The 16,893-nt window shown below is 69.1% G+C and carries 14 protein-coding genes; 7 read left to right on the top strand and 7 right to left on the bottom strand.

The annotated features are described in order from the left end of the window. The first annotated feature begins 62 nt into the window (after nt 1-62). Nucleotides 63-950 carry a LysR family transcriptional regulator gene (locus D0C15_RS05495; protein WP_116041334.1) on the top strand — a complete coding sequence of 296 codons (888 nt, stop codon included), beginning with the start codon at nt 63-65 and terminating at the stop codon, nt 948-950. A 34-nt stretch (nt 951-984) separates the two neighbouring features. Here D0C15_RS05495 and D0C15_RS05490 read toward each other — a convergent pair whose 3' ends face one another. The 3 genes from D0C15_RS05490 to D0C15_RS05480 form a co-directional block, all read right to left on the bottom strand. Then, entirely contained in the window at nt 985-2,022 is a 1,038-nt protein-coding gene (locus D0C15_RS05490; RefSeq protein WP_116041333.1) for a serine/threonine-protein kinase, read from the bottom strand. Nucleotides 2,023-2,103: 81 nt separating this feature from the next. Further along, entirely contained in the window at nt 2,104-3,744 is a 1,641-nt protein-coding gene (locus tag D0C15_RS05485) for a serine/threonine-protein kinase (protein WP_116041332.1), read from the bottom strand. A gap of 239 nt (nt 3,745-3,983) precedes the next feature. Continuing rightward, entirely contained in the window at nt 3,984-4,877 is an 894-nt protein-coding gene (locus tag D0C15_RS05480) for a hypothetical protein (protein ID WP_116041331.1), read from the bottom strand. 2 nt (nt 4,878-4,879) lie between these two features. Between D0C15_RS05480 and D0C15_RS05475 the strand changes: the two genes are divergently transcribed. Continuing rightward, nucleotides 4,880-5,092, top strand: coding sequence for a hypothetical protein (locus tag D0C15_RS05475; RefSeq protein WP_116041330.1), 213 nt, complete (start codon nt 4,880-4,882; stop codon nt 5,090-5,092). A 173-nt stretch (nt 5,093-5,265) separates the two neighbouring features. Here the strand turns inward: D0C15_RS05475 and D0C15_RS05470 are convergent, their stop codons facing one another. From D0C15_RS05470 to D0C15_RS05460, 3 genes are all read right to left on the bottom strand, one after another. After that, entirely contained in the window at nt 5,266-6,285 is a 1,020-nt protein-coding gene (locus D0C15_RS05470) for a hypothetical protein (RefSeq protein WP_162829905.1), read from the bottom strand. Nucleotides 6,286-6,979: 694 nt separating this feature from the next. Beyond that, nucleotides 6,980-7,294: a hypothetical protein gene (locus D0C15_RS05465; protein WP_116041327.1), complete on the bottom strand. Its 315-nt coding sequence runs from the start codon at nt 7,292-7,294 to the stop codon at nt 6,980-6,982. Nucleotides 7,295-7,388: 94 nt separating this feature from the next. After that, on the bottom strand, nt 7,389-7,685 hold the full coding sequence (locus D0C15_RS05460) for a chorismate mutase (protein ID WP_116041325.1): 297 nt from the start codon (nt 7,683-7,685) through the stop codon (nt 7,389-7,391). Between the two features lie 284 nt (nt 7,686-7,969). Between D0C15_RS05460 and D0C15_RS05455 the strand changes: the two genes are divergently transcribed. Then, on the top strand, nt 7,970-10,510 hold the full coding sequence (locus tag D0C15_RS05455; protein ID WP_116041323.1) for a UvrD-helicase domain-containing protein: 2,541 nt from the start codon (nt 7,970-7,972) through the stop codon (nt 10,508-10,510). Between the two features lie 520 nt (nt 10,511-11,030). On the opposite strand, the gene D0C15_RS05450 is transcribed toward D0C15_RS05455, so the two are convergent. Then, the gene (locus tag D0C15_RS05450; RefSeq protein WP_116041321.1) at nt 11,031-11,873 is read right to left on the bottom strand and encodes a M23 family metallopeptidase; all 843 of its coding nucleotides are present in this window, start codon (nt 11,871-11,873) and stop codon (nt 11,031-11,033) included. A 480-nt stretch (nt 11,874-12,353) separates the two neighbouring features. Here D0C15_RS05450 and D0C15_RS05445 point away from each other — a divergent pair, with 480 nt between their 5' ends. The 4 genes from D0C15_RS05445 to sucD all read left to right on the top strand — a co-directional run bounded on the left by D0C15_RS05445 (nt 12,354) and on the right by sucD (nt 16,760). Beyond that, entirely contained in the window at nt 12,354-14,099 is a 1,746-nt protein-coding gene (locus tag D0C15_RS05445; protein WP_116041319.1) for a hypothetical protein, read from the top strand. Between the two features lie 11 nt (nt 14,100-14,110). Beyond that, on the top strand, nt 14,111-14,473 hold the full coding sequence (locus tag D0C15_RS05440) for a hypothetical protein (RefSeq protein WP_116041317.1): 363 nt from the start codon (nt 14,111-14,113) through the stop codon (nt 14,471-14,473). A 219-nt stretch (nt 14,474-14,692) separates the two neighbouring features. Then, a complete protein-coding gene (gene sucC / locus D0C15_RS05435; protein ID WP_116041315.1) occupies nt 14,693-15,871 on the top strand; it encodes an ADP-forming succinate--CoA ligase subunit beta in 1,179 nt (392 codons plus the stop codon). 1 nt (nt 15,872) lies between these two features. After that, nucleotides 15,873-16,760 carry a succinate--CoA ligase subunit alpha gene (sucD, locus tag D0C15_RS05430; RefSeq protein WP_116041313.1) on the top strand — a complete coding sequence of 296 codons (888 nt, stop codon included), beginning with the start codon at nt 15,873-15,875 and terminating at the stop codon, nt 16,758-16,760. The last annotated feature ends 133 nt before the right edge of the window (nt 16,761-16,893 follow it).

Raw genomic sequence — 16,893 nt, 5'->3', positions numbered from 1 at the left:
AAGGCGTAAGAACAAGCGAATTCTTCTGGAGTGAAACTTAAGGCGAGCTGTAAGGTTGATGGATGCTCGACGTGCGCAGGATGCAGGTTCTCCGTGCTGTGGTGACCAGTGGCTCGATCACGGCCGCCGCGCGCAACCTCGGCTACACGCCATCCGCGATCAGCCAGCAGCTGGCGACACTCGAGCGTGAGGCCGGGGTGACGCTGCTCGAACGCGTGGGCCGGGGTGTGCGACCGACCGCCGCGGGCACCCTGCTCGCGGAGCAGGTCGAGCTGGTCAGTGAGCAGCTGGCGAAGGCCGAGACCGCCCTGACCGAGCTCAAGGCGGGCCGGACCGGCCGGTTGACGATCTGGTACTTCGCCACCGCAGGTGCCGCGCTCGTCCCGCCCGCCGTCGCGGCCGTGCGCCGTGAGTTTCCCGGAATCCGCTTCAGCCTCCGGCTGTTCGAGGACGACCCACTGTCGTCGGTTGCCTCCGGGGAGGTCGATGTGGCGATCGTCGTGTTGTCGCAGCGCGACACCGAAGTGCGGAATGTCGAGTTCGTGCACTTGCTCGACGACCCCTACCGGGCAGTGCTGCCGAAGGGGCATCCGCTGGCGCGTAAACGGGCACTCGACCTTGCCGATCTCGCTGACGAACCCTGGATCGGCGCCGAGTGGCCGCAACCGGGCCCGTGCAGGGACATTCTGCTCGACGCGTGCGGTGCCGCCGGGTTCGCGCCGGATTTCGCCGTCGAGGCGGAGGACTACCAGACCGCGCAGGGTTTCGTCGCGGCCGGTCTTGGGGTCACCCTGCTCCCCGAGCTCGGCCTCGGTTCCCCGCACGCCGGGGTGGTGGTGCGTCCGGTGCGCAGGCCCGCGCCAGTGCGTTCCATCCAGGCCGCGGTGGCCGGGCATGCCCGCGACCGTCCCGCCGTAAAGGCCCTGATCGGCATGCTGGGCCCCCGCTGAGGAGCGTCCGTTCCTGACACGGTGTTCTCGGGTGCTAGACGAAGAGCAGTTCGACCACCAGGACGCCGAACAGGATCGCGGCCAGAACCGCCGCGCCGGTGATCGCCAAGGCCCGGACGTTCGGGCCGGTTCGGGCCGGGGCGGGCGGCGGCGTGGACGGCCGCACCTGGTGGTGCTGTGGCTGCTGTTGAATCGGCCACGGCTGCGGTTGCTGTGGTCCCGGCGACGCGAACTGGGGTCGCTGGGCCGGTCCGGCGGCGGTCATGGCCCGTGCGGTCGGCATCGCGGGCGCGGTCGGGGGTACGAAGGCCTGCTGCCTGCCCTGGGTGATGGCCCCGAGCGCGGTGACGGTGTCGGCCATCGTCGGACGCTTCCCGGGATCGGTGCGCAACAGTTTCAGCAGCGCTCCGGTGAGCGATCCCGCTCGCCTTGGTGCGGCCTGATCACCGGTGCCGTCACTACCGAAGGGCGGGGCACCTTCGACCGCGGCGAACAGCGTGGCACCGAGAGAGAAGGCATCGGACGCCGCCGTGGCCGGCTCACCCCTGGTCACCTCGGGTGCCCGGTAGGCCGGGTCGGGCGGGCCACCGGAGATCCCGATGTCGGTGATCTTCACACCGCCGTCGTCGGCGAGCAGGACGTTTCCGGGTTCGAGCACCCGGTGCGGCACTCCGACGGCATGCGCCGCGGCGAGCGCCGAACCGAGCTGGATGCCGAGGTAAGCCGCCTGCTCCGGAGTGAGCTGCCCGTGTTCGGCCAGGAAATCGGCCATGTTGCGCGAGGGAACGTACTCCATCACCAGCCACACATCGTCCCCGTCGCGCAGGGCGTCGAGCACACTGATCGCGTTGGGATGCACCACCCGGATCGCGTCGCGACCCTCCTGCAGCGCGACGGCCCGAGCCTGCTCAGCGCGTGCCGGGTCGAGGCCTGGCTCGACGTAGAGCCGCTTGGCGGCCACTGTCCGGTGCAGCCGGGTGTCGTTGGCCAACCACACAATTCCGGCGCGACCTCGACCTATCGGCTGGTCCAGCCGGTAGCGCCCGCCGACGTGGGTGCCCTCAGTCGTCACAGAACCCCTTACCTGCTAACACGGTCAATGACTCACCTGCACTCTAAAAGTGACGGCCTGTGATTTCCGTGAGCAGCAGGCTCAGGTGGTTGTATCGCTGGATCCGCCCCCGCCACCGCTCGACGTGGAGGGCGGACCTGTGGGCTCAGCGGGCTCCGATTGGCTTGGCTTCGTCGAACTCGAAGGCTCTGTCGGCGTGGTCTCGTCAGTCGGCTCCGGTTCCGGTTCCGGCTCCGAGGTCGGCGGCGGTGGCTGCGGTGCCTGCGTCTGGCGCGGCGCCTCGGTCTGCCGCACCGTCTCGACCGGGGCCTGCACGGACTCGGTCTCCTCCGAACTCGGCTCCGAGGTGGTCGTCGAGGTCATCGTGCTGGACGGGCTCGACGTCGTGGCGGCGGGCAGGGGCTGCTGCGCAGGCTCCGGGCCCTCGCCGGCGTGCGGGCCGGTCGCGATCCACACACCGAGCGCGACGAGGCCTGCCGCGACGACACCGCCGATCGCCGCGGGCACCTTCCAGTTGCCTCGCCGCTCCTGCTCCTCTGCGGGCGGCGGGAAGTCGTCGTCCTCGTACTCGCCGTATTCGCCGCCGTACCCATCGACGCCGCCGGCTCCGTATGCGGCACCTGCGGCGGGAACGGCTCTGGTGGCGTCGAGGCCCGCCGCGGAGTTGTCGAAGTCCTCGTCGGGGTAGCCGGTGCCCGGTGCGTAGCCGTCCTCGGGTTCGGTGCCGTAGAAACCCTGGACGCCCTCGTCGCCCAAGGTGCCCGAGTGATTGTCAGGAAGCTCGTCGTCCCCGTCGGCCAGCGCGGCTCCGGCCGCTCCCGCCCCGACCGCCGCCGCGCCGAGTCCCACGGCAGGCCCGACACGAGTGGCGTCGGCGGCCGAACCGCCGATCGGTGTCTCGCCCCTGGCGACCGCCGACAGCAGGTCCTCGCACTCCTCCGCAGTCGGCCGGTGCCGGGTGTCCGGATGCAGCAGCACGGCCAGCACGCTGGCCAGCGGGCCCGACTGCCGTGGCGGGTTGATCTGCCCCGCAGCCACCGCGTGCAGCAGGCTGAGGGTGTTCTCGCTCAGGCCGAACGGGGGCTGGCCTTCGCAGGCCGCGTACAGGGTGGAGCCGAGGGAGAACACGTCCGACTCCGGGCCGGGGTCACCACCGATCGCCACTTCGGGCGCGAGGTAGGCGGGCGTGCCGGCGATCATCCCGGTCTTCGTCACGGTGACGTCGTCCGTGGCGCGGGAGATACCGAAGTCGGTGATCTTCACCATGCCGTTGGGGGCGAGCAGGATGTTGCCGGGCTTGATGTCGCGGTGGACGATGCCGACCGCGTGGGCCTCCTTCAGCGCCGCGGCGATCTGGGCGCCGATCCGGGCGACCTCCAGTGGCGGCAGCGTCCTGCGTTCCTGCAGGCTCGCGGCCAGGCTGGTGGAGGCGAGGTACTCCATGATCAGGCAGGGCTGCCCGTTCTCGTCGGTGACCACGTCGAACACCGTGATGGCGTTCGGGTGGTGCAGCCGAGCGGCGATCCGACCCTCGCGCATGGTGCGCTGCCGTGCGTCCTCGGCCTCGTTCTCGTCGAGTCCCGGTTGCAGCAGGAGCTGCTTGATCGCGACCGTCCGGTGCAGCACCTCGTCCTGTGCCTGCCAGACAGCCCCCATGGCGCCGGTGCCGATCCGCTGGATGACGCGGTATCGGCCGGCGACCAGGCGACCCTCGTCGCTCACGCGACCCTCCTTCGGGGCTCCATCGTCAATGGCACCGGCGTCCGGTGCAGGCGGCGAAGCGTACTGCGGTGCGCCGTGTCCGGAGGAGCGTAGGCACATCTCGGTGGTTTTGTGCCGGTTTCGCAGAGACCGACCCGCGTCAAGGCTAGGCGCTCACTCTGCGCACACACACGCGGCACTGAGAGAGTGGCCGGGAGCTGGGCGGTCTGACCGAGCGCGTGGCCGGCGCGACCGAGGGGTCAGGTGTGGCGCGCGGAGACGAGTGTCGCGTTGGCGATCATCGCCACCGGGCCTTCGGCCAGCTGGAGTAGCTGCGTGACCCGCATACGCCTGCCGTCGGGCTGGGTCATCAGGACCACGGCGCGCACGGTTCCGTTTCCCTGGTCCTCGACTTCCTCGATCTCGATCGAGTCCATGGAGGACCAGGCCCGGACGAGATCGCCGGTCTGATCGCCAACGAGAACCGGATCCAGCAGGGAGAGCGCGTCCGTGGGCTGGTTCGCGACCAGGCGGTAGAACTCGCGCACGGTCGCGACCGGATCGACTGCCTCGGCCGCGAGTTCGGTACCTGTCGTCTCCGGCTCCTCGCTGGGGGCTGACGTCGGGTCCGGGCTTGTCGAACTGGTTTCGTCCGCGGGCACCCCTGCCGCCCGGTTTTCCTGCTTCGGCGCGGGCTGCTCCGGCTTCCGGTCGGTGGTACCGGTGCGCTGCTGATCGGGCGAGGTGGCGGGCTCGGGCGTGCTCGAGCGTTCGGCGTCGGGGATGACGAACCCACCGAGCGCCGCAGCCCCGGTGATCTCCAATTTGGCCGCGCCGCTGGGTAGCCCGGTGTCCTCCTGCTCGGTGAGCGTTGCCGCCGCGGCGATCGAACCGAACAGCACAGCGGCGGCGATGATCAGCGCGATCAGCTTCGAGCGCCGTGCGAGCGGGCTCTCTGGCTCGGGTGGGTCGATCGGTTCCGGGCGGCGGCGGACGCGTGGCGGCGGCAGGTAGCGGCTCGGCTCGCGGAAGACGGCGTCGAGGTGCTCACGGTCGACCAACTCATCTTCGAGCAGGCCGGGGTGCAGTACGTCCTCGGCGTGTCTCGTATGGCCTGCCTGAGCGAGCCGCTCTGAGCGCTTCCCGTCGTGCACGGATGGTCCGTTCTCCCGATCGCCGGTCCGGCCTGTGGGCCTGCACCGGGGCGATCCTGGTGTGTGCGGTGTTGATCGCGGTCTTGATCGTGTCGATCGTGTTGATCGTGTTGATCGTGGTGCGACTGGTCGTCGGTACCGGCCATACCACCGTTCGGCATATCGCCATGTCGTCCTGCGTGGGTGTCGCGGGGTGCGGGGTTCCTGCACACTAGGTAACCCTCTGCGATCTGCTGCGGCCAGGCTCGATCGGCGGAATGGCGCCGGAATACGACGAGCGGCATTCCATGTCACCCGGGTAGCGCAATTTCTAACCACTCACCGCACCGCACGTGCAGTGGAAATGCGCATCCGCACGTGCATCAGCGGGTGAACGCCGCGGCGTGCGCTACTCCGGCGATGACTTTCCGTCGCTTTCGATCTTCGTTTCCCTGCCGAAATGGAGTACCCGCTGCTCGGTCTTCTTGCTGCCGTCCGGGTACGTCACCTCGACGGTGTTGACGGTCTCGCCACGGTTGGGATCGATGTAGATCTTCTTGACCTCGTAGTAGGCCACGTCCCGATACTTCCGCTCGAGGCCTTTCGGGCCCTGTTCCTCCAGTTCCCCGGTGGTCACCGAGTGCGCGGCCGCCGGATCCTCGGTGACGGTGTTGAGGAAGTACTCGGAACGGTCCGCCATCAGTTCGGGATCGGCCGTCATCACGTGCCGGGGCGGCGCCTTGACCCGCTGCGCCTTGGAGGCGGGCGGCTTCGTCGGCTCGCTGGACGTGCTCGTCGTGGTCGGGGCCTCGCTGAACTCCGGTGAGCTCGTCATCGGCGGGGCACCGGGGGCGTGGGGTGCGATGGCGGAGGCGCGTTCGCTCACCGTGGTCTGCTGTGAACTGCTGGCACTCGATTCAGACGCCGCGGACGACGCGGATGCCGCGGCCGAGGTGTCCTCTTGCGTGCTGGAGTCCGGCCCACTCGTGCGATCGGTGAACTGCTCGCCCTCGAGTGTCGGCTGACCCCCGCGCTCGGTCCAGCCGTTGATCGCCTGCGTCCCGGTCTCCGAGGGCTGGCTGACCAGGACCGAACCTGCGAACAACAGGGCCACCACCACGAAGCCGGACGAGGCTGTCGCGAACCAGGCAGCCTTGCGCCACGTCCTGGGCGGAGTCACCGAGGCGGGCACCGAGCCGAGGTCGAACGTGCCGAGCCCGTCCAGCGCGGGCGCGGGTTCCGCTTCGTAGACGAGGATGTCCTCGCCGGTTACCTCGCTGGGACGGGGTTCCGGGGGAGTCGTCAGTGTCACCGTTCTCCGCCGGACCGTCGGCTCGTCGGCGGACTTCATCGCCGCGGACTCGGCCGCCGCGCGCTCGGCCGCCGCGCGCTCGGACAGCGTGGACTCGGGCGCTAGTGAATCGGGCACTACGGACTCGGGCGCTACGGACTCGGGTGCTACAGAAGGGGGCACCGGCCTGGACGCCGGTGCCGCCTGGGCCGGTACCTCGATCGGTAGTTCGCCCCTGGTGCTGAGGAAGCCCGATCGGTATCCGGAATCGTGCTCCTGCTGGCCGGCCGCCAATGGCAGTGATCCGCTGAACGAGGCGTCGAGGGGGACCGCCGCCTCGGCCGCCGGACGCGGCTCCTCGTGCCGTCCATGCGTTGGCTGTGTGGGAACGCTCGGGGTCCAGGTGCCCGCCGCGCCCTGGCGGTGGCGGCCCTGGCGTGGGGGACGTTGCAGTCGGTGGGAATGGTGCTCGGTGGAATCGGGTCCGCCGTTCATGCTGGTAGGACCCCTCCCTTCCGGTCACCTGACGGCGATTCCGCTCGAATTAAGCCGATCGGAGCAGCGGCAGACCGAGCATCTGCACACTCCAACTGCACATGCACGGCCTGGTGCCGAGCATGCGTCCCCGGCCCAGCACAACGGAGTGGGCTGGGGCAGGGAAACCTGCGACGTTTCGCGCCTACCAGAATAAGAGCCCGGCTGCGGCTTGGTGGGCCAGGTGGGCCAGTTTCTTCAGATTCACTCCTCCGGGCGCCGCCGACCCGGCGACATGCGACTGGGAGTGTGTTAGTGGTACGCGGTTCCGCATCATCTTTTGCCCGCCGACCAGGTGTTATCCGCCGCTGCGGTACCGCGCCTGCGTCGACTGCAGTGCCTTCGTGGCCACGGCTCCGCTACCGACGGCGAGAATGATCGCCACGATGTCCAGCCCGGGTCCCCCGCTGGTCAGCAACCAGGCGAGCAGTGACGCCGCCGCGGCTCCACCCGCCACCGGCCAGCGGCCACGAACATATTGAGCGATCGGGGCACCGCCCGCGCGTTTGCCCGCGGCGTTGTTCAGCATCGCCAGGTAGCCGGCGTGGCCTAGGGCGGCCAGCACGCTGGCGATGGCGATGACTACGGCGATCACGTTGACGAGCGTTTCCATGACCCCAGTGTGCCGTGAACATCCCCGCAGCGGCTCCGGGGAACCCCTGAGATCGCATACCGATCGCCGCAGCGGGCTAATCGGACCGGTCTGGTTACCTGCCGAGCCTGCCCCTGCCGAGGTTCAGCAGGGCCATGGCCAGCTGCCTGCCCTCGGGGCCGAGGTCGCGGTAGCGGGCCAGCACGTCCATCTCACGGTTGTAGACGATCCGGGTGCCCCCTGCCGCCATTCGTGCCGCCCCGATGGTCCTGGACACCTCGACCCGCCGTTTCACCAGACGGAGGATCTCGGTGTCCAGCCAGTCGATCTCCTCGCGCAGCGCGTCGATGTCCTGCGCCTCGGTCTCCTGCGGAGTCTCGGGCGGATTCGTGTCGTGGGTCTGGGCGTTCATCTGTCCTCCGGTCGATCCGGATCCCTGCGTGACCCCGAGCCGACGAAAGCCCCGGGTCCGAGGACTCCGGGGCTTGGGTGTGATGGCGGTTGGCGCACTACGCGATCACGGGAGCCGGAGTCCGGGTCCCGTAAAAAAATCGGCAGGCCGCGAGGTCCAGGAGAATCTGGACGTCCAGCCGGTCACATGCGTGCACACGTCAAGTATGCCACAGCGGCGCGACGTCTCCGCCGATGCCGCGACCCCTCCGCCATCGTCGGTGGCCCCGGGTAGCGTGAGTCCCGATGAGCACCCTCTTCGATCTGCCTTCGGAACACCACACCCCGGGGACAGCGCGGACACCACAGTCCGCGCGCAACGACAGGCACGCCGGTCTGCTCGGGGACCTCAATCCCGCCCAGCGGGCGGCCGTGGAGCACGCGGGCAGCCCCTTGCTGGTCGTCGCGGGCGCCGGGTCGGGCAAGACCAGGGTGCTCACCCGCCGGATCGCCTACCTGCTGGCCGAACGGGGGGTGCATCCCGGCCAGATCATGGCGATCACCTTCACCAACAAGGCCGCGGCTGAGATGCGCGATCGCGTGACCGAACTGGTCGGTCGCAGGGCCAACGCCATGTGGGTGTCGACCTTCCACTCCATGTGCGTGCGACTGCTGCGTCGCGAGGCGAAGACGCTGGGGATGTCGTCGAACTTCTCCATCTACGACTCCGACGACTCCAAACGCCTGATCACACTGGTCGCGCGGGATCTTGACCTGGACGCGAAGCGTTATCCGGCACGCACCCTCGGCGTGCACATCTCGAACCTGAAGAACGAGCTGGTCGACCCCGAGTCAGCTGCCGCGGCCGCGGCGAACGACCTGGAGCGCAAGGTCGCCGAGGTCTACGCCGAATACCAGCGCAGGCTCACCTCGGCCAACGCGATGGACTTCGACGACCTGATCATGCGCACGGTCGAGGTGCTGCAGGTCTTCCCGGACGTCGCGGAGCACTACCGCAGGCGCTTCTCCCACGTACTCGTCGACGAGTACCAGGACACCAACCACGCGCAGTACACGCTCGTACGGGAGCTCGTCGGCACCAAGTCAACGGAGTCCGGGGTGCCGCCCGCCGAACTCTGTGTGGTCGGGGACGCGGACCAGTCCATCTATGCCTTCCGCGGTGCCACGATCCGCAACATCGAGGAGTTCGAGCGCGACTTCCCGAACGCGCGCACCATCCTGCTGGAACAGAACTACCGCTCGACCCAGACGATCCTGTCCGCGGCGAACGCGGTCATCTCGCGCAATCCGAACCGGCGGGACAAGCGGCTGTGGACCGATTCGGGGGACGGCGCGAAGATCGTCGGTTACGTGGCCGACAACGAGCACGACGAAGCCGCGTTCGTCGCGGGCGAGATCGACTCGCTGATGGACAGTGCGGTCGGGGCCGGTAGCGGTGACGAACCGTCGTTCAAATACTCCGACGTCGCCGTCTTCTATCGCACCAACAACCAGTCGCGGGTGTTCGAGGAGATCTTCATCCGTCTCGGCCTGCCGTACCGCGTGGTCGGCGGGGTGCGCTTCTACGAGCGGCGCGAGGTACGGGACTCGCTGGCCTACCTGCGGGTGCTGGCCAACCCGGAGGACACGGTGAGTCTTCGCCGGATCCTCAACGTGCCAAAGCGCGGGATCGGTGACCGCGCCGAAGCCGTGGTCGCCGCCCATGCCGAGCGCGAGCGCATCTCGTTCGCGGCGGCACTGCGGGCCGCGGTGGCCGACGAGGTACCGCTGCTGAACCCGCGGTCGCAGAAATGCATCACCGGGTTCGTCGAACTGCTGGACGGCCTGACCGAACTGGTCGAAGAGGGCGCCGAGGTCGCCGAGGTACTCGAGGCGATTCTGGAGCGCACCGGCTACCGCGTCGCGCTGGAGGAGTCCGACGACCCGCAGGACGCCTCGCGGCTGGAGAACCTGACCGAACTCGTCACAGTGGCCAGGGAGTTCACCGAGTTCGCCGAGTCGGTTCGGGACGCCAGGCTGGCGGATGGGCAGGAGCAGGGGGAGGCGGACGAGGACGGCGAGGCCGCTGAACCGGCTGCCGCGGATGCCACTCCCGCAGATCTCGGCGTGCCGGAACCAGGTTCATTGCCCGCATTCCTGGAACGGGTCTCCCTGGTCGCGGACGCCGACTCCATTCCGACGCCGGACGGTGCCGACGAGGACGAATCCGACGATGCCGGAGTCGTGACGCTGATGACCGTGCACACGGCCAAGGGACTCGAGTACCCGGTCGTGTTCGGTACCGGCTGGGAGGACGGGATCTTCCCGCACATGCGGGCATTGGGCGAGCCGAAGGAACTGGCCGAGGAGCGTCGGCTGGCCTATGTGGCGATCACCAGGGCGCGAAAGCGGCTGTACCTGTCGCGTGCGCTACTGCGTACCGCGTGGGGACAGCCGATGACCAACCCGGCTTCCCGCTTCCTGGACGAGATTCCGGCCGATCTCGTCGACTGGCGGCGGACCGAGCCGGAGGCTGCCGGTTTCGGTACCTCTTCCGGCTCGCCACGGACCGCGACCACCTGGGGCTCGCGCCGGGGATTCGGCGGGGACTCGGCACAGGCGGGCCTGTCCTCGGGTGGCATGCGGAACACGTCCTCCAAGGGCTGGAAGGACACCGTGGCCATCAAGGTCGACGTGGGTGACCGGGTCAGCCATGACAAGTACGGCCTCGGCACCGTGGTGGCCACCGACGGCACCGGTCCGCGAGCCACGGCCACGATCGACTTCGGTGCCGCCGGCACCGTCCGGCTGATGCTCATCGGCAGCGTTCCGATGGTGAAGCTCTGAGCAGAGGTGTCCTCCGGGCCACCCACTCGCTTCGCTCGATGCACGACATTGTCGTACCCCTGCGCTACCTTTTGATCGAACACCAGTTCGGCTCGGATTAGCGAGCCCCGCCGTTCGACCGGCGGGGAGAAGTGGGGGGGCGCAAGTGTGGACGACCGTGTGTTTGGCCCAGTCGCGCGCGGGGTATGGCGCTATCTGGACGACGTCTCGGCGCGGGCGAACGGGGAACGGGGACCGCTGGCGCCGGAGGTACGCAGACTGGTGGCGTCGTGGCGGGCACTCCTGCGCCTGCACGAGTGCCACCAATGCAGGCGCTGTGCCGCCTGTAGGCGCGACCGGGGGCCGAGGTGGCGTTGGCGCCGCTCAACTGGGGGCGCGGCCGGCAGGGGCGAACTGTGCTTCCCCTGGCAGGTGGCGATCGCCTACTTCATTCGCAGGTTGCCGCCAGGAACGTGACGATCGAGGCGATGGCCTTGGTCGGCTTGGTCCGCCTGCTGGATCGATCCGTGGTGTCGACGGATCAGAGTTCGACGCCGCGCTCGCGCAGCCACGGGCGGGGGTCGAGCTTCTGGCCGCCAGCGCTCCACACCTCGAAATGCAGGTGCGGGCCGGTGGACTGGCCACGATTGCCGACCTCGGCGATCTGCTCGCCGGCCTTGACGCGCTCACCCTCGCTGACGGAGTAGCTGTTCATGTGGCCGTATACGTGGACCGTGCCGTCGTCGAGCTGGATTCGCACCCAGAGCCCGAAGCCGCTAGCCGAGCCCGCTTCGATCACGACGCCGTCGGCGGCGGCGACGATCGGCGAACCGATGCTGCCGCGGAAGTCGAGCCCGTAGTGCATGGTGCCCCAGCGGCCACCGAAACCCGAGGTCACGGAGCCGGCGGTGGGACGCACGGTCTTCGGCCGGGCGGCTTCCTCCGCAGCCTTCCGTGCGGCCTCGGCCTCGCGGGCCTCGCGCTCGATGCGGGCCTGGGTGACCTGCCTGCTCTCGGTCAGCTTCTGGACCTCGGCGGAGGCGTCGCTCGTACGAGCCACCGGAAGCAACTCCGGGGCGGCCGCGGGCGCGCCCATGGGGGCGGCATCGCCGCCGACTCCGATGGCCGAAGTGGCGTCACGGGAACTGGCCAGCGGCGTCACCTTGCTGTCCGAGTCCGTGGAACTGACAGCCTGGAGGGTCTGACCTGCGGCAGCAGCAGCAAAAGCACCGGCGGCTACGGCCGCTACAACAACGCGGCCACGCAGGGCCGACGAAGGTGCGGGAAGCCGGTGTGTTCCCCGGACGCGGACGACTGCACCGTCCAGTGCGTCGTCGAGTGCCGGGGAAGGAGCCTGACCGCCGGGGGAGCGGTGTCGAGCCAAGACAGGGCCTTCCGTACTCGGGGAGCCAGATCGTGGACTCCGGGCGGGGGATCCCGGTGAGCGGTTTCGGGGGAACCGCTCGTGACCTTCGCAGGCCTGTCCGTTTCGTGATCTGACCGTAATGGGGACCGCGGAACAGTAACGAAGGGGAACCGGTTGCAGCAAGAACCGGTTGGCGAGTCGGCCGAATGAGGAACTCGACAGGGTGATGAGGTGGCCGGATCACTCAAGGTGGGAGCCAGATTGCTCCAATCGGTGTGACTTGCGTTACAAACGGCCAACCGCGTGGTCGGACCGTTCGTCCGGGACGGTTCGCGCCGAAATGTATGCACGTTGAGTGACAGCTGAGTCACGTGCTGGAACCACTCGTGCGTGTCATCGAACTCCGGCGTGGCGGGTCGTTTTCCGGCGATGCCGGTGTCGTCGGCACGACGTCGTAAAGGCGGTGGCCAGCCGTGGCCGCTGCTAGCGTCGGCATCGATGACTCCGCGCTCCAGCACCTTGTTGACCGATGACCGATCCGTCAGCCCGTTCAGTGGTGCGCTCGGTGTCGCGGTGCTCGCTTCCCTGCTGCTCGCGGCTGCTGGATTCGTCCAGGTGGTCACTGGAGCCGAGCCGGCGTTCGCCAGCACTTCGTTGCTGATCGTTCTCGGACTAGCGCCGGTCGCGGTCGCGGTGGGCTTCGCCGCGCTCGGCCGTCCGGCCGTGGCCTGCGGGGTGCTCGCGGGTCTGGCGGCGCTGGTCCCTGGCCGGATTCTGCTGGACCTGCAACTCGTGGCCGACCCCGCGGAGGCCGCGCGCCCTGAGCTGTATCTGCCGGCGAGCCTGGGGTCACCGTCTCCCGCGCTCGGACTCTGGCTGTTGATCGGTGGCCAGCTTGCCCTCGGTGTCGCTGGGGTGCTCGCGGCGCATGCGGCAGGCAGGGGCGCCGAGCCGGAAGCAGGTCACACGTCATGGCTGCCCGTGGTGCTCGCGGTGACCGTGCTCGCCGCCCTGGGCCTGCTGATGACGCCGTTCGACTCGGACAACGCCTACCTGCTCGGCCGCGGTGCGTTCGAGGGGCCCATGCTCACGCTGGCCGGACTGCTGCTGGTCGCCGGTGCGCTCCCGCTGGTGGCCGCCCTCGCGGCGAGCTCAGGGTCGGCCGAGCTGGCCCGCGGTTGCGTACTGGGCCTGGGCCTCGGCTCGGCCGTGCTGGCACTGCCGAACCTGGTCGCGGCGCTGGCCGTGCCCTGGCTGCACGTGTCGACCGGGCCGGTGCTGGTTCTGCTCGCCTCGGCGGCCCTGCTGCTGCGCGGCCTGACCCTCCCCACCGATCGGGGACCGTCCGGACAACGGGAACACGACGACGCGCAGGTTGGTGTCGATGGCACTGCCGCCGCGGAGGCGGCCCTGCCAGGCGGCAGGCGGCTGCAGTGGGCAACCGGCGCGCTCGCCCTGCTGACGGGAGCCGCGGCGATGGCAGGCGCGCTCACGGCACAGCTGGTGTCTGCCGGTGCCGCGACCGCCCCGGACAGCGCGGCAGGCCCGTGGCTGCTCGCGGCGGGGTTGCTCGTTGTCGTACCGGGAGCGGCGATGTTCGTTCCCGGCCTGGCAGCGGTGGTGCGACCCGTGCTGTCGGTTGTCTGGGCCGGGGTGCTGCTGGCCGGGGCCGCCGTACTGGATGTCGCGGTCGCGGCCACGGGTCTCGGGGCCACCTACACGGCTGGGCAGGGCGTGGTGTGGACCGTCACGGCGATGATCGGCGCCACCGTCACGGCCTGCTGTTCACTCGTCGCCGGAATGGTCGAGCGGGAGGACAGCGAGGAAGCGGAGGGGTTGTCCGGCGGACAGGTTCCGCATATCGCCCCGACCGTGATCACGCCCCTGGTGGCCACCGTTGTGCTTGCCGTCGCCACGTTCGGCACGCCGGTGATCGCCGCACCGGATTTCGTTCCGGCCGGACTGTGGTCGGAGTTCGGCACTCCGTCCTGGGGGTTGCTGGCCGCGACACTGACCGTGCTCGGCGCTTCGGCGCTGGTCCCGCGCAGCCGCCCTGCCCGAGCGGCCGCGCTGCTCGTGGGCGTGGCGTGCCTGCTGATCCTGCGAGCCGCCGAACTGCCGTTGACGGCGTCGGACATCGACGGCGCCAGGGCCGGGACCGGGCTGTGGCTGGCGATCGCCGCCGCGCTGGCCGCGTTGTTGACCGCGGCCCTCGCGCTGGCCGGCGGGCGCGGGTCTCGATGACGCACCCGCGCGTGGCACCGCGGCTCGTACTGGCGGAACTCGGTTCGGAATGGACGGACGGTCCATCGGGCGAGCTGGTCGCTCTCGCCAGGGCGTTGCGGGACGCGGGGGCGGAAGTCGTGCACGGTGGGGCGATGGCCTCGGTCGAAGCCGTCGCCGGCATCGTCGAACAGGAGGACCCGGCCGCGCTGGTCCTCGGGCTCGGGGCAGGCCAGGAAATGGAGGCAACCCCGGACCAGGTCGCCGAAGTGGCCGAACTGGTGGCGACGTTGCCCGGCCTGCCGGTGTACGGACTCGGTGAGCTGGCCCGTAGCGCCGGCCTGCCTGCGCTACCCGCCGATCTGACTCGTGCTCTGGCCGCCCTGCGGAGGTAGTGCACGTCACGAACAGGTGGCCCGTGTGGCGGCTCACACCCGGTGTTCCCTGGTCGGATGCCATTCGGTGACCGAGTTCACCAGGTGCGGATACCCCGACTTCTGCGCAGGTCGCTAGGGTCAGCGTGGTCCGACAGCAGCAGGAAAGCGCCCCGTGTCCGTACGGCGCGGGTCCGCAGCGAAGCACAGCAATGTCGCGTGTCGTCAGGAGACTGGAGAGTGGATCTCTACGAGTACCAGGCGAAGGATCTCTTCGCCGCCCACGGAGTACCGGTACTGCCGGGTTCCGTGGCGAACAACAAAGAAGAAGCCCGCGCTGAGGCCGAGAAGCTCGGTGGCAAGGTCGTCATCAAGGCCCAGGTGAAGACCGGCGGCCGGGGTAAGGCCGGCGGGGTCAAGCTGGCCGACGGTCCCGACGAGGCCGAGGAGAAGGCGAACGCCATCCTGGGTCTGGACATCAAGGGACACGTCGTGCACCGCGTGTTGGTGGCCGCTGCCTCCGACATCGCCGAGGAGTACTACTTCTCGTTCCTGCTGGACCGCGCGAACCGCACCTTCCTGGCCATGGCATCGGCCGAAGGCGGCGTCGAGATCGAGCAGCTCGCCGTGGAGCGCCCCGAAGCGCTGGCGAGGGTGCCGGTCGACCCGATCAACGGTGTCGACAAGGCCAAGGCCACCGAGATTCTCAAGGCGGGCAACTTCCCGGCTGAGGTCGTCGAAGAGGCCGCTGACGTCGTGGTGAAGCTCTGGGAGACCTTCGTCGCCGAGGACGCCACGCTGGTCGAGGTCAACCCGCTGGTCCGCGACCCGCAGGACAAGATCATCGCGCTGGACGGCAAGGTCACCCTCGACGAGAACGCCGCCTTCCGGCAGCCGGGTCACGCCGAGCTGGTGGACAAGCAGGCCGAGGACCCGCTGGAGGCCAAGGCCAAGGCCAAGGACCTCAACTACGTCAAGCTGGACGGCCAGGTCGGCATCATCGGTAACGGTGCCGGGCTCGTCATGTCCACCCTGGACGTCGTCGCCTACGCGGGCGAGAAGCACGGCGGCGTGAAGCCGGCGAACTTCCTCGACATCGGTGGTGGCGCGTCGGCCGAGGTCATGGCCGCGGGCCTGGACGTCATCCTGCACGACGCCGACGTCAGGAGCGTGTTCGTCAACGTGTTCGGCGGCATCACCGCCTGCGACGCGGTGGCGACCGGCATCGTCGAGGCGCTGAAGATCCTGGGCGACGAGGCCAGCAAGCCGCTGGTCGTGCGCCTGGACGGCAACAACGTCGAGGAGGGCAGGCGGATCCTGGCCGAGGCCAATCACCCGCTCGTCACCGTCGTCGACACCATGGACAATGCGGCAGACCGGGCGGCGGAGCTCGCGTCTAGCGCTTCTGAGGGGGCGTGACATGTCGATCTTCTTGAACGAGAACAGCAAGGTGATCGTCCAGGGCATCACCGGCTCCGAGGGCACCAAGCACACCACGAAGATGCTGAAGGCCGGCACCAACATCGTGGGCGGCGTCAACTCTCGCAAGGCCGGTCAGACGGTGACGATCGAAGGCAAGGAACTCACCGTCTTCGGCACCGTCGAGGAGGCCATGAAGGAGACCGGCGCTGACGTGTCGGTCATCTTCGTGCCGCCGAAGTTCGCCAAGGACGCGGTCGTCGAGGCCATCGACGCCGAGATCCCGCTCGCCGTGGTCATCACCGAGGGCATCCCGGTGCACGATTCGGCGTACTTCTGGGCGCATGCCGTCGCGACCGGCAACAAGACCCGCATCGTCGGGCCGAACTGCCCCGGCGTGATCAGCCCCGGAAAGTCCAACGCGGGCATCATCCCGGCGAACATCACCGGCCCCGGCAAGATCGGGCTGGTGTCCAAGTCGGGCACGCTGACCTACCAGATGATGTACGAGCTGCGTGACATCGGTTTCTCCACCGCCGTGGGTATCGGCGGCGACCCGGTGATCGGCACGACGCACATCGACGCGCTCGAGGCGTTCCAGAACGACCCCGAGACCGAGGTCATCGTGATGATCGGCGAGATCGGTGGTGACGCGGAGGAGCGTGCCGCCGATTACGTCAAGGCCAACGTCACCAAGCCGGTGGTCGGCTACGTCGCGGGCTTCACCGCTCCCGAGGGCAAGACCATGGGGCACGCCGGGGCCATCGTCTCCGGTTCCTCCGGCACGGCGGCGGCCAAGAAGGAAGCCCTCGAGGCCGCGGGCGTGAAGGTCGGCAAGACCCCGAGCGAGACCGCTGAGCTCGCCCGGCAGCTGTACCAGGCGCTCTGACACGAGCGATCCAGCAATATGGCAAGGGGCCAGGCACCGGGAGTCGGTGCCTGGCCCCTTTTCGTGACGTGCGTCGCTTTCGGGAGGAGAAATCCGGGTTCCCACGAAACCCATACCCGGTGTCACACGTCTG

Source organism: Amycolatopsis palatopharyngis (assembly GCF_003385185.1).
Lineage (GTDB): Bacteria > Actinomycetota > Actinomycetes > Mycobacteriales > Pseudonocardiaceae > Amycolatopsis > Amycolatopsis palatopharyngis.
This window is presented reverse-complemented; position numbering and strand designations above follow the sequence as displayed.